General features: G+C 68.2%; 7 protein-coding genes. All 7 read left to right on the top strand.

Annotation, left to right across the window (positions count from 1 at the left end):
* Window positions 1–124: 124 nt before the first annotated feature.
* Entirely contained in the window at window positions 125–1993 is a 1869-nt protein-coding gene (locus JOF44_RS09875) for a glycosyltransferase family 4 protein (RefSeq protein ID WP_209890405.1), read from the top strand.
* Window positions 1983–2876 carry an ABC transporter permease gene (locus JOF44_RS09870; protein WP_209890403.1) on the top strand — a complete coding sequence of 298 codons (894 nt, stop codon included), beginning with the start codon at window positions 1983–1985 and terminating at the stop codon, window positions 2874–2876. Before JOF44_RS09875 ends, JOF44_RS09870 begins: the two co-directional genes overlap by 11 nt.
* Window positions 2860–3915, top strand: coding sequence for an ABC transporter ATP-binding protein (locus JOF44_RS09865; RefSeq protein WP_209890400.1), 1056 nt, complete (start codon window positions 2860–2862; stop codon window positions 3913–3915). Before JOF44_RS09870 ends, JOF44_RS09865 begins: the two co-directional genes overlap by 17 nt.
* 33 nt (window positions 3916–3948) lie before the next feature.
* A complete protein-coding gene (wecB, locus tag JOF44_RS09860) occupies window positions 3949–5121 on the top strand; it encodes a non-hydrolyzing UDP-N-acetylglucosamine 2-epimerase (RefSeq protein ID WP_209890397.1) in 1173 nt (390 codons plus the stop codon).
* A 59-nt stretch (window positions 5122–5180) separates the two neighbouring features.
* On the top strand, window positions 5181–9206 hold the full coding sequence (locus tag JOF44_RS09855) for a glycosyltransferase (protein ID WP_209890394.1): 4026 nt from the start codon (window positions 5181–5183) through the stop codon (window positions 9204–9206).
* 74 nt (window positions 9207–9280) lie between these two features.
* Window positions 9281–11014: an asparagine synthetase B family protein gene (locus JOF44_RS09850; protein ID WP_209890391.1), complete on the top strand. Its 1734-nt coding sequence runs from the start codon at window positions 9281–9283 to the stop codon at window positions 11012–11014.
* On the top strand, window positions 11011–13818 hold the full coding sequence (locus JOF44_RS09845) for a hypothetical protein (RefSeq protein ID WP_209890388.1): 2808 nt from the start codon (window positions 11011–11013) through the stop codon (window positions 13816–13818). The genes JOF44_RS09850 and JOF44_RS09845 overlap by 4 nt, the downstream gene beginning before the upstream one ends.
* Window positions 13819–13841: the final 23 nt, after the last annotated feature.

Raw genomic sequence — 13841 nt, 5'->3', positions numbered from 1 at the left:
GCGTCCGGGACGCGTCGGGCCCGACGAGCGCGGGAGCGTCTCGCCGGCCTCGCGTCGCGTCGACGCGACGCGGCTCACGGCCCTGTGGTGGGAGACGGTCAGCGTGACAGATACCCTCGGTCCGGTGAACACGGATCATCGGCGACCTCCGGCTCCGCAGCTGACCGGGGGAAGGCGCCGCGAGCTGACGCGGAACGTCCGGCTCCTCCTGCAGGCCGGACTCCAGCATCTCGCCGACGACCCGGCCCTGTTCGCGATCCAGGTGAGCCGCCGCTTGCCCTTCTCCCTTCGGATCGGGCTGGGACGGGCCCTCCAGCAGCTCTCGGGCCGTTTCCCCGGGCTCGGCTCGCTCGGCTCGCTGATGGCCGGGCGGCACGACATCGCAGAAGCCCTCCTCGACAAGGCCGACGATGCGGACGCACGAGCGCTCTCGCGGCTCTCGGGTGAGGTCGCGGTGCTGCTGGACCGACCCGACCTGCTCTCGGCGGCCACCCCGGCGACGACCAGAGCACGCGCGGCCTGGGCGCGAGGCGATCTGCACCGGGCCGTCGACATCCTCGAGAGCTCCGGTGCGGGAGGATCTCGGTACGCCCGACGCCTGCACAGCGAGCTGCAGCTGCTCGAGCCGGGCTTCCGGATGCCGACGGACCGCTCACCCGATCCGGAGGAGCGGCCCGAGGGCCCCGGCGGCCGTCCCCTGCGGGCCCTGCACCTGCTGACCAATTCTCTGCCGCACACCCAATCCGGGTACTCCCTGCGCAGCCACCGCATCCTGACCGCTTTGCGTGAGAGCGACGTCGACTCGATCGCCCTGACCCGCACGGGCTACCCGGTGATGGTCGGGATGCTCGCGGCCCGGGACGAGGACGTCGTCGACGGGATCCGCTACCTCCGGTCGTTGCCCGCCGCTCTGCCGCAGACCCAGAGCGAGCGCCTGCAGCACGAGATCGACGTGGCGCTGCGCCTCGTGGACGAGTTCCGCCCCGATGTCCTCCACGCCACGACGAACTATCTCAACGCCCTGGTCGCACAGACCGTCGCGCGGGCGAGGGGACTGCCCTGGGTGCTCGAGGTCCGGGGACTGATGGAGCAGACCTGGGTGGCCTCGCACAGCACGCTGGAGGGTCGCCGCTCGGCCGAGAAATCCGAGAAGGCCGCCCTGATCGCGGCTCGCGAGGCCGAACTGGCGAGCGATGCCGACGCGGTCGTCACCCTCTCGCGCACCATGGCCGACGAGCTCGTCGCACGGGGCGTGGACGACCGCGAGATCACCCTGGTCCCCAACGGGGTCGACGACTCGCTCTTCGAGGACGGCGTCGACCCTGCGACGGCCAGGACATCCGTCGGGCTGGACCGGAGCGCGGGCGTCCCCGAGGACGCCTTTCTGGTCGGCGCGGCCAGCGCGCTCGTGGAGTACGAAGGCTTCGACGTCCTGCTGCGGGCTGTGGCGGTGCTCACGGGGGACGAGACGGTGCCGTGGGAGATGCGCGACAGGGTCCACGTCGTCCTCGTCGGCGACGGCACGGCGCGTCCCGGCCTGGTCTCCCTGGCTGAGGAACTCGGCATCAGCGACCGTGTCCACCTCCCCGGGCGAGTGCCGCGCGAGAGCGCGCGCCGGTGGGTGGAAGCACTCGACACGGTCATCGTTCCGCGGCAGGATCTCGCGGTATCGCGGCTGGTCACGCCGCAGAAGCCGATCGAAGCGCTGGCCCTGGGCCGGCCGCTGATCGTCTCGGACCTTCCGGCGCTGCGCGAGGTCCTCACGACGGACCAGGGCACGGCGTGCGCACGATTCGTCGAACCGGGATCGCCGGCGGATCTGGCACGTGCGATCTCCCACGCCCTGCTGGACGACGGGGACGCCGTCGCGGAGAGTGCGGTGGGCCGGACGATGGCGCGAAAGCGCTCCTGGTCCGAACAGGTGAGACGATACCGCGTGGTGTACGAGCAGATCCTGAACAGTCGCGGAGGAGGTGACGCGGATGGCCAATGATCCCAAGGCCGCCCAGCAGGTCATGAGCCGGCTCGAGGCGCGGGGGCTCCAGGCCGAGGGCCTCACTCCCGTCGGCGTCCGTCCTGACCTCGGCGAGTACCTGGCGCAGCTGTGGCAGCGTCGGCATTTCATCTGGACCGATGCTCGCCACCGGGTGTCGACGCAGAACAGTCGCAACCATCTGGGCAGCGTGTGGCTCGTTCTGCGTCCGATGCTGGATGCTGCGCTCTACTTCGTGGTCTTCGGTCTCGTCCTGAACATGTCCCGAGGCGTGGACAACTTCGCGGCGTACGTCGTGATCGGCATCCTCATGTTCCGCTCGACCATGCGGAGCGTCAGCCAGGGCACGAGCACCTTGCAGTCCGGCAGACCGATGATCCGAGCCTTCTCCTTCCCCCGGGCATCTCTGCCGCTCTCGGCGGAGCTGCGCGACATGCTGCAGATGCAGTACACGATCGGCGTCGTGCTGGTGATGATCATGCTGATCCCGCCCCATGAGCTTCCGCGGATCAGCTGGTTGCTGATCATCCCCATCTATGTGCTCCAGTTCGTCCTGAATCTGGGCATCAACCTCGTCGTTTCGCGCCTGGGCTTCCTGATCCCGGACATCAGCCAGTTCATGACCGTGGTGGGGCGGTTCCTGATGTACAGCTCCGGCGTGATCTTCCCGATCGAGCGGTTCCTGGACAACCCGACGGTGAATGCGGTCGTACAGGCCAATCCGATCTATCAGATGATCAAGATGTATCGGCAGGTGCTCATGGACGGCGGGGTGCCGCCGCTGGAATCCTGGCTGATCCTCAGCGGTTGGGCCTTCGGCTTCCTGCTCTTCGGGTTCCTCTTCTTCTGGAGAGGGGAGGCGAGCTATGGCGGCGGACAGTGACGAGAGCGCAGCCCGGATCGACGACGCCATCGCGGCCGACGACCAGCGGTGGGAGGCGCCCGCGGACTCGCCGGTGACGGTCGTCGCAGACAACGTCCGGATGCGGTACAAGGTCCTGCGCACGGACCGCACTCCCCGCTCCGGTCTCCGCGGCAAGCTCCAGCGCAAGCAGATGGTGAGCGTTGCGGCGTTGCGGGGGGTCTCCTTCGCGGCCCGCTCGGGAGAGTTCATCGGCATCATCGGGCGCAACGGCTCCGGGAAGTCGACCTTGCTGCGCACCCTGGCCGGTCTCGAGTCGCCCAGCTCGGGAACGGTCCTGACGACCTCCCGCCCGGTGCTGCTGGGCGTGAGTGCCGCCATGATCCCCGAGCTCACGGGGGCCGAGAACGTGAAGCTCGGCGCGCTGGCCATGGGTCTCACCCCGGACCAGGCGGAGGATGTCTTCGAGAACGTGGTCGAGCTCTCCGCCCTGGGCGAGGCGATCGACCTCCCCATGAAGACCTACTCCTCGGGCATGGGGTCGCGGCTGAAGTTCGCCATCTCCCTGGCGGCGGATCCGTCGATCCTCATGATCGATGAAGCGCTCGCGACCGGTGACGCCACCTTCGCGGAGCGATCGAAGAAGGCGATGGATCGGCTGCTGGAGAAGGCGGGCACCGTTTTCCTGGTCAACCATGCGGCCCAGACGATCGAGAACATGTGCTCCCGTGCGATCTGGATGGAGCGCGGCCAGGTCGTGCTCGACGGCGATGCCGTCGAGGTCGCACGCAAGTACCGCTGGTTCGCCCACAACCTGGCCCAGGGCAAGGAGGAGAAGGCCGCAGGCCTGCTCCGCGACGCCCTCCTCGAAGGAGAGGCGCAGCGCCGGGCCGAGAGGCTCTTCCCCGTCTCCTCCGAGGAGGCGGCGTCCACGGCCGGCGGCGCGTCCGCCGACGCCCTGGAGTTCGAGCCGGACCCGTTCACCCGGGTCTACGACCGAACGCATCTCTCGCCGCGCAAGACCTTCCCCTCCACGGTCCTTCCGGACGACCCGACCTGAAATCCCCCCTGCCCCCTGAAGATGGAGCTCCCCATGGCCAAGAACATCATGACGATCTATGGCACCCGGCCCGAGGCGATCAAGGTCGCCCCGATCATCAAGGCGATCGAGAACGCCGACGATCTCCAGAACATCATCGTCGTCACGGGCCAGCACCGCGAGATGCTCGACCAGGTCAACACCATGTTCGGCATCGTGCCAGATCACGACATGGACATCATGAGCGCCGGCCAGAGCCTGAACGGGATCGTGGCCAAGGTGATCTCCGGGGTCGACGAGATCCTGGAGAAGGAACAGCCCGACGCCGTGATCGTCCAGGGCGACACGTCCACCGTGATGGGTGCGGCCGTGGCGTCGTTCAACCGCCAGATCCCCGTGGTGCACCTCGAGGCGGGATTGCGCTCGGGTGACATCAACTCGCCCTTCCCCGAGGAGGCGAACCGCAAGCTCACCAGCCAGATCGCCGCTCTGCACCTGGCGCCGACCTCGACCAGCAAGGCGAACCTGACCCGGGAGGACGTCAGCGAGAACGACATCGTCATCACGGGCAACAGCGTGATCGATACCTTGCTCTTCGCGACCCGGAACGTGGACGTGACCTTCGACGACCCGCGGCTCGAGGAGCTGCAGCAGAAGAAGGCTGCTGGGAACATCGGCCCGGTCCTGCTGGTCACGGCGCACCGGCGGGAGAACCTCGGCACGGCGATGGAGGACATCGGCACGGCGGTGGCGGACCTCGCCGCGAAGTACCCGGCGCTGACGATCGTGTTCCCGATCCACAAGAACCCGAAGGTCCGCTCCGCCATCAAGCCTGCGGTGGAGGGCCTGGACAACGTCGTGCTCATCGAGCCCTTGGCCTATGCGCAGTTCACGCGGGCTCTCAGCCTGGCCGACATCGTGCTCACGGACTCCGGCGGCGTGCAGGAAGAGGCTCCCAGCCTCGGCAAGCCCGTTCTCGTGATGCGCGAGAACACCGAGCGGCCGGAGGCCGTGGTCGCCGGGACCGTCAAGCTGATCGGCACGCACCGCCAGCGCCTGGTCGACGAGGTCTCGCTCCTGCTCGATTCCCCCGAGGCGTACTCCGCGATGGCGAACGCGGTGAACCCCTACGGCGACGGGGACGCAGCACGCCGCACCGTGGAGGCGATCCGATGGAAGTTCGGCACGGCCGGTCAGCCGGAGGACTTCCGCGGGCACACGGCCTGAGACATCTGACCGGGAGGGACGACCGTGACCACTGAGAAGCCGAAAGCAGGAGGCGAGCGATGAGGTCGAAGCTGCGCAACGCGACCATCCTCGGGGGCGCGGGGGCGATACTCGTCCTCGTGCTGATGACGGTCGCGGCCGGGCTGGGCTCGTGGATCGTGGCGATCATCGCGGGCCTGCTCGGCATCGCGCTCGTGGTGGGCCTGTGCGTGGTCGTCCTGAAGGTCGTCGGCCACTTCTCGTCCGCCAACGATCGGCTGGCGACGCGCACGAAGAACCTCGAGACACGGTCCGCGGCGCTGGGAGACCGCACCGACGCGCTCGACGACGGGCTGGGGACAGCGTCCGACCGCCTCGACGAGCACACCGGGCTGTTCACCGGGCACGAGGAACGGATCTCCGGTCATGACGAGCGGATCGAGGACGGTGCGAACCGGATCTACGGTCTCTCGCGCGGCGTCGACGGGATCCGCGCCGACCTCGTGGTCGCTGCCCAGGGGCTCGACGGGGTGGGAGCCCGCCTCGATCGGGGAGAGCACGTCACCGATGAGCTCCAGAAGGATGTCCGGCGCCTCCGCTCCGGTCAGGATGCTGGCAAGACCCGCCTCGAAGCGATCCGCAAGGACCTGAGGACCCTCCGTGCACGCGTGCCGGCAGGATTCCTGGACTCCGTCGAGGCGAGCGTGAAGGAGGTGCGCATGACCACGAAGACCGCCTTGCGCACGTCCTTCGAATCGGCGATCCAGCTCGGCCGTGATCCTCGGACGCTTCTGACGAAGAGCCAGGCCGCGCGCCTCTTCACCGACTACCTCAAGCGCGAGGAGTTCCTGCAGCTCCGTCCGCTGATCGAGCACTACGACGTGGTGGACAAGCAGAGCCTGACCACCCTGCGGGCGCTCTACCGCTTCTACCGTGCGGCCGGGTACTGGGATCTCGCGTCGACGGTCGTGACCAAGGTGCACGAGAAGTCGCAGCGCGAGAACGACGCGAACGCCGTGGCGAAGATCCAGCACGAGATCGACCTGTTCTCCCAGCCCGCGCTCGTCACCACCGAACTCCCCGATGGTACGGCCCACGACCGCCAGGGCCCGATCCTCCACATGGTCGGCCGGGTGCTCCCGGAGACGCAGACCGGCTATACGCTGCGCACCCAGTACACGGCCCTCGCCCAGGCGCGTCAGGGCCTCCCGATCGCGATCGTCGGTCAGGCCGGGATCACCGATCGCACGGTCGAGAACATCGAGCAGTACACCCACCAGGGCATCGACTACTTCCTGCTGCCGGGCCCTCAGCGCAACGAGATGCTCATCGACGAATGGCTGCGCGTGAACATGGTCGGGCTCGCCGAGCTCGTCCAGCAGGTGCGCCCGAGCGTCCTCCACGCGCAGTCGGACTTCTTCAACGCGCTGATCGTCAGCGTGGTCGGCAAGAAGTACGGGATCCCCACGGTCTACGAGTCCCGCGGATTCTGGGAGGAGTCGTGGCTCTCGCGCACCGTCACCGCGAACAGCTGGACCCAGGGTGCCGAGATGATGTTCAGCATCTACGGCATGCCGGCGGCCTACGAGCTGCGCAAGCATGCGGAGGAGATGGCGAGGCTCCTTCCCGATCACGTCTTCACCCTCGCCGAGGTAATGCGTGACCACATCCTCGAGTCGGCGGGCGGTCGCATCGCCGGCGAAGAGGTCTCGATCGTCCCCAACGCCGTGGAAGCCGCGAACTTCCCCGTCCAGGACGCGGACCGGGAGCTGGCCGCGGAGATCGGGCTGCCCGAGGACGCCGTCGTGGTCGGGTACATCTCCTCGATCGTGGAGTACGAGGGCATCGACACCCTCATCGACGGCTACCACCTCGCCGCGGTGCAGTCGGCCACGCCCATGTGCCTGCTACTGGTGGGTGACGGCGACTATCTGGACACCCTCAAGGCCCACGTCGAGCGGAAGGGGATCGAGAACGTCTTCTTCACAGGGCGGGTCCCGCACGAGGACATCCTGCGGTACTACGGGCTGATCGATCTGTTCGTGGTCCCGAGGAAGGAGTCCAAGGTCGCGGATCTGGTGACGCCTCTCAAGCCCTTCGAGGCCTTCTCCACGGGGCGCTCCGTGATCCTCTCCGATGTCGGCGCCCTCCAAGAGATCGCCGACCAGTCCGGTGCGGTCGAGACCTTCCGCGCCGGTTCGGCGGACGACCTGGCCCTCAAGATCGCTGCGCTGATCGCCGATCCCGCACGACGCCAGGAGCTCGGCGAGAAGGCTGCTCGCTGGGTCCGGAACCATCGATCGTGGGACAGGAACGTGAACGAGTACTACCGCATCTACAAGAAACTGGGCTACGACGGTCCGGAGAATCTGCACCTCGAGTCCGAGCTGGCCCTCGATCAGCGCGGCATGAACCCCGGTGAGCTCCTCGAGCAGCTCTCGACCGCTGATCTGCCCGCCCTCAAGGGCTGGTTCACCATCCAGGACATCCGCCAGAGCCCCGAGTCGATCCTCGAGACCGGTTGGCGCTTCGCGAAGTTCGAGCCGGTCCCCGTCGCACGCATCGAGGACTGGGCGCACTACGGGAACGAGCACCGCTCGTGGGGCTTCCACCTGCACGCGTGGGAGTTCATGGATCCGCTGCTGCGGGCGTACGACGAGTCCGGGGACGCCCAATGGCTCCGGGAGGCGGTGCGCATCGCTGTCGGCTGGATCGAGATCCACCGGGCCGCCGAGGACGAGGACGACCCGATGGCGTGGTACGACATGTCGCAGTCCCTGCGCACACCGCGGCTCCTCGCCCTCACACTGCGCGCCGCGCGCGTCCCGGAGCTGCGCGACGATGCCGTCGTCCTCGCTCAGGCGGTCGCCTGGCATCTGGACGAGCTGCACCAGGACCGTGCCTTCAACCCCAACAACAACCACGGCTTCTACACGGCGGTCTCGCAGGTCCACGCCGCCAAGTACGCGTGGATGTTCCCGGACGCACGGGTCACAGGGACCGAGGGGAGAGCTCGCCTCGCGCAGATGGCCGAGTCGCAGTTCGCACCGGACGGTGTCCACCTCGAGCACTCTCCCGATTACCACCGGATGCTGCTGAACTCCTTCGAGCTCGCGGTCAACGACGGTCTCATCGACGACGAGGAGGTCAAGGGTCGGGTCGAGCGTGCGGCGCACGTGCTCGGGTGGATGATCCAGCCCGACGGCACTCTCGTCCAGTTCGGGGACTCCCCGGAGACCCGGATCGTCAAGGACGAGTCGCAGTCGATCGACCCCCAGACGCAGTACCTGCTCTCCGACGGAGCCGAGGGCGAACGCCCCACCCAGGAGCTGGCGGCCTACGGCGACGGCGGCTACGCCTTCGTGCGGTCCCCGCAGCCCGACGGTCCCGGAACCTTGGCGAACAGCGGGTATCTCGCTTTCAGCGCCGCCTTCCACTCGCGGGCCCACAAGCACGCCGACGACCTCAACGTCGTCTGGTACGACAAGGGCCAGCAGATCCTCACCGACGGCGGGCGCTTCGGCTACGGCGACCTGCTGCCGCCCGATTCCCCGCTGCGCCGTGAGGGCTTCTACTACGCAGCTCCCGAGCGGCAGTACGTCGAGGGCACCATGGCCCACAACACGTTGATGATGGACGGGCAGGATCAGGACCGCAGGACCCGCAAGCCCTACGGGAGCGGCCTGGGTGAATGCCTCCGGACCGAGGACGGCGTGTTCGACCTCTCCGCCCGCGTCCACCACGCGGACTACATCCACCGCCGCCGGGTGGTCTACACGCCGGGGGAGGAGCTCCTGATCAAGGACTCCGTGTTCGCGCAGTCCCCGGAGACGCGCGAGGGAACCCTCTGGTTCAACGTGGCGGGCCATTTCCAGCTCGACTCCACCAGCGAGGAGGTCGTCTTCGTCTCGACCGTGGAGGGCAGGACCGTCCGGCTCTCGATCGCCGGTCCGGGCACCCTGGTCGAACCAGTGCGCGGCCAGGACGAGCCGATGCGGGGATGGCGCTCGCGCCAGGACCGCTCCATGGAGCCGACCTGGTCGGTGGGCTTCACCTTCCCGATCGATACCCGCGCCTCCGTCGACACCCGCCTGCGCCTCGACTGAGGCCAGCCCACCCTTCAACGCCTCGATCGGGGCCGACGCTTCCCCTGCTCCAAGCGACGAAAGGACCCTTCGCCGTGAATATCAACTTCGTCTGTGCCGCCCGGAACTCGGCGGCACGCGAGCGCCTTCCCCATCTCTTCCGTGCGGTCGTCGAGGACGCTCGAACCGTCTTCGGCGAGGCCGTGGACCACCAGTTCTCCGACGGTCGCGTCGCCCTGTTCAACGCGGACCGGATGGAGGGCGCCTGGAAGCCCTCCACCTGGCACAAGGACGGCTCGGAGATCATCGCGGTCTCCCAGCCGCCCATCCCCGTCGACCACGACACCTCCGCGGAGACCTACTGGGACGAGCTCGCCCCGATGGTCCGACGCGGTGAGATGGTCCGGCTCCTGCCCAACCACTTCGGCGTCCATCGCAGCTCCGACGGCTCGGTGCGCGTCTGGGCCGATACCCTCGGGCTGGGCCGCTGCTACTACGTCATCACCGACGATTTCGTGGCCGCCTCCAACCACATCGGCATCCTCACGCATTTCCTGGACGGCCCCGCCGAGGTCGATCGGGAGGCGGTGGGACGGTATGTGCTCGCGGGATGGTTCATGCTCGACGACTCGCCGATCCGCGGCATCCGCCGCTTGCGGGAGTCCACCTGTCTCGACATCGGTCCGAGCGGCGACGTCAGCTTCCGCGAGCACACCGACCTCACCGAGCTGGTCGGTCAGCGCCCCGACCGGCCGGACTACGACGGCGTCATCGATCAGACCCGCATCATCGCCCGCAACCTCGATGCCCTGAGCGTCAAGACCCCCACGTTGTATCTCAGCGGCGGTCGCGACTCGCGGATGACGTCCTCGATCTGGTTGAGCGGTGGCAGCAGCGCGCGTGTCATGACTCTCGGAACGCTCGAGGCGGAGGCCGAGATCGCCCAGGAGCTGATGGCGACCTTCGCGGGCTCCGAGAACTCCGACCAGGAGATCCGGCACGACGTGACGATCCCGACCCCCGGCGGGATCACCATGTCCCTCGAGGAGCGCTTCGCCAACGCCTTCGCCATGTGGGACGGCGACGCCGCCCCCACCAACATCAAGTCGAACACGCGGATCCCGGGCCGATCCGCGGCCCTGAGCATCGGCGGCGTCGGCGGCGAGATCATGCACGGGTACTACTACCACCGCCCGGGTGACTACGAGCGCCTCGCCAAGCTCCCGCACCCGGTCGCCTACGCGTCGAGAGCCTTCCGCGGAAAGCTGGCCACCGAGACCTCGCACGGTGCCCTCGAGGGCGTCTTCGACCAGTACTACGAGCGAGCGAAGGCCCATGGGCGTCCCGACATCGCTTCGCTGGACTACCTCTACCTGACCGAGAAGTTCCGTCGCTGGGGCAATCAGGCGCTCGGCTCCATGGCCGCGATCATGCTGTCGGGACCGGCCTACGTCCGGGCCTGCTTCGACCTCGAGCCCGACGACAAGGTGAACAAGGTCTTCCCGGACGAGATCGTCCGGCGGGCGATGCCGCAGTGGTCCGATATCCGCTACTACAAGGCGGAGGTCGCCGACTCCAAGCGGAGCGTGAAGCGCAAGCTCGCGACCTACGACACGGACCCCGAGTACTTCCACGAGGTGTTCCGCTCCCCGCGGCTGTGGCCCGAGTTCCTGAAGCAGGACCAGATCGAGGAGTTCCTGGCGATCATCGAAACCGATGAGGCGCTGCCCGTGCACGAATCCTGGCTGAACCGGGCCCTGTGGATCGACCGCATCGACTCCCACGTCGACGACCTCAACCGGCGAGCCCAGGAGGTCCGCGCGCGATGAGCCCGATCGACCGGACGCACCTCACCTCGCGGCTGGAGACGAGCTTCTTCGCCCCACGCTCGACGGACGCCGCCCGGGCCGAGGCGCTGCGCAAGGGCCGGCTGAAGCTCGGCGACGACGTCGTCACCATCACCGACCCCGGCACCTTCGATGACACCGGTGACCTGGCGCGCAACCACGTCCTCATGCTGCAGTCGCTGCGCTGGCTCGATGTCCTGCGCCGTGTACGGGGCGAGGTCCCCGGCGCGGAGGACACCTGGTCGACGCTCTTCGAGGCCTGGGCACGCTCGAGCGCGGCGGCGAACCCGGAATCCGCGGCCTGGGGGAGCAACCCTCTCGAGCAGCGGTCGGTGGTGATCGCTCTCGGCGCTCCCGCGGGGAGCTCGGCCATCGGGGCGATCCCACGCCATCTGGAGATGCTCGAGAAGTCGGAGCAGGAGGCGGCTCCGGCAGCGCGTCGGCTGCGCGTCCTGCAGGTGCGCCTCGCGCTGCAGCATCGCCGCGGGGATTCCGACGATCAGCTGCGGGAGACCGCCGTGCGCGCGGCGATGCACACGTTCCAGGAGGACGGCTACGCGATCGCGAAGGACCTCGCGGGCATCGTGGACACGGCCCGGGAGTGGGAGCAGGAACTGCTCTCGCTCGAGATCCCGACGGATCACCCGATCTTCGACCGCCTGCGCAGCGAGGACTTCTGGATCCAGGCCATGAGCCCGGACGGGGCTCTGGTCCCCATGGGTGACGCGTCCCCGGACCCGGTCCCCGGGGCGCAGAGCTCGCAGACGCGCTACGTCGTCACCGGGGGAGAGGAGGGTACTCCGCCGGTCTCGATCCGCCACATCGACCCGGAGGGTCTCGTGTCGCTGCGCAGCGGGTGGGGCGAGACCGAGCGCGACGCCCGCGACGAGACGCACGTCAGCATGATCCTCGGCCCGGTGCGCAGCCGGGAGGCGCACCGGGACCCCTCGCGGATCACGTACCACTCCCAGGGCCGCGACTGGCTCATCGATCCGCCGTCCGCCGAAGCAGCCGGCGAGGACGCCCACTCGATCATCCACGTCGAGGGCGTGCGCTATCGGGCGATCGGAGGGGCCGAGCTGGTGCGGCACTACGCCGATGATCGGCTCGACGGGTTCGTCGTGAAGAACACTCTGCACCGAGGCGTGCAGTGGCAGCGCCACGCGATCTTCGCCCGGACCGGCAACTACTTGGTCGTCGACGACATGGTCCGCGCATCCCAGGAGTTCCGGGCCCATCAGCAGTGGATCGCCGCCCCGGACGTCCACGTCGAGGAGGTCGCGGGCGGATTCCGCCTGCATGCCGAGGGCAAGACGATCTCGCTGCTCGCCTCGACCGGCTCGGTCCACGAATCAACGGTCGAGGAGCTCACCGATTCCGAGGGGGTGCGCATCGCCTGGCGTCTTCGCGTGCCTCTCAGCGGGACCAGTGCGCGGGTCGTGACGGTCATCTCCGATGTGGTGGACCCCGAGCGGTTCAGCGCACGGAGGGTGCCCCACGCGGGCAAGGAGTTCACGGTCGATATGGCGGACAAGCAGCTCGACGAGACCTTGGTGGTCACGCCTGAGCTGTCGGCGATCGTCCCCTCCGGTCTCGACCCGGACGAGGCGATCGCTCGGACCATCGCTCTCGCCGCCACCGGCGAACTCACCGAGGCCGAGGCGCTGGAGCAGCGTTTGGAGACCAGGCGTGCCATCGAACGTGTCAAGGAGCAGATCCGTTCCGCCGGCGGAGGGCTCGACGCGCGCGAGAAGGGCCTCGACGACCTCACTGCTGCCGGCGAGGATCTGCGCATCACCGGACTGCGGGATCATGCCTTCGCCTCCGCCCTGATTGATATCGCGGGCGTCGAGCTCGCCGATCGGATCGCCGAGAATCCTGCGGTGGGCAACGTCCGGAGGTCCGCGCTCATCCGGTGGGCCGACGAGGAGCTGGTGCAGCCGGGTTATTCGGTCCCTGTCCATACCACCTTGGACGCCGGAGAGTTCCCTGAGGAGCTCGAGGAACCCGCGGTCTGGAGCGTCGACTGCGGACAACTCGTCCCGTCGGCCTACTTCGTCGACGCTCCCGGGGACGTCCTGACCGTGTACTTCCACGGGGCGACGGACCGGGCCCGCTTCAGCATGCCGCGCTACGAGCGCCTGCGGACGATGCCGACGCTCGGTCTCGGCCCGGTCATGTTCCTGTCCGATCCCTGCCTCGACCTGGACTCCCGGATGATGCTCTCCTGGTATGTCGGCAACGAGGAGCTGGATCTGCACAGGACGCTCGCCAGGATGGTCGAGTCCTATGCCCACCAGAAGGGGATCGAGAAGGTTCTTCTGGTCGGGAACTCCGGCGGCGGGTTCGCCGCCTTGCAGCTGGCGGCGTATCTCGAGGGAACGCGGGTGGTGTCGTTCAACCCGCAGATCCAGATCGACCGGTATGTTCCGCGCATCGCGACGACGGCCCACTGGGCCCTGTTCGGGCGGGACACCGTCTCCGACGACCCGGTGCAGGCCCCGCGCATGGATCTCATCGAGCGGTATCGACGGATCGGCTTCGACCAGGACGTGGTGATGATCCAGAACCCGGGCGACGACATGCACTACACCAACCACTTCCTGCCGTTCCAGGAGGCATTCCACGCCTCTGAGAACGCGGACAGGCTGACGTCCCACACGCCTTACTTGGGGCCAGGCCATCGCGTCCCGCCGCCGCACGAGTATCTCGACTACGTGCGCGAGGCCGCACAGGACCCGACTCCGGACTGGGCGCTGCGAGGGCTGCGCAGCGACCTCCTCTGAACACTCCCGATCCGACCCGAGAA

This window comes from Brachybacterium fresconis (genome assembly GCF_017876515.1).
GTDB lineage: Bacteria > Actinomycetota > Actinomycetes > Actinomycetales > Dermabacteraceae > Brachybacterium > Brachybacterium fresconis.
The sequence above is the reverse complement of the archived record's forward strand: the minus strand, read 5'-3'. Positions and strand labels throughout refer to the sequence as shown.

Excerpts from the sequence above, each read along its gene's own strand:
- JOF44_RS09870 (WP_209890403.1), top strand. The coding sequence starts at position 1,983 with ATGGCCAATGATCCCAAGGCCGCCCAGCAGGTCATGAGCCGGCTCGAG.
- JOF44_RS09845 (WP_209890388.1), top strand. The coding sequence starts at position 11,011 with ATGAGCCCGATCGACCGGACGCACCTCACCTCGCGGCTGGAGACGAGC.
- JOF44_RS09865 (WP_209890400.1), top strand. The coding sequence starts at position 2,860 with ATGGCGGCGGACAGTGACGAGAGCGCAGCCCGGATCGACGACGCCATC.
- JOF44_RS09855 (WP_209890394.1), top strand. The coding sequence starts at position 5,181 with ATGAGGTCGAAGCTGCGCAACGCGACCATCCTCGGGGGCGCGGGGGCG.
- wecB (WP_209890397.1), top strand. The coding sequence starts at position 3,949 with ATGGCCAAGAACATCATGACGATCTATGGCACCCGGCCCGAGGCGATC.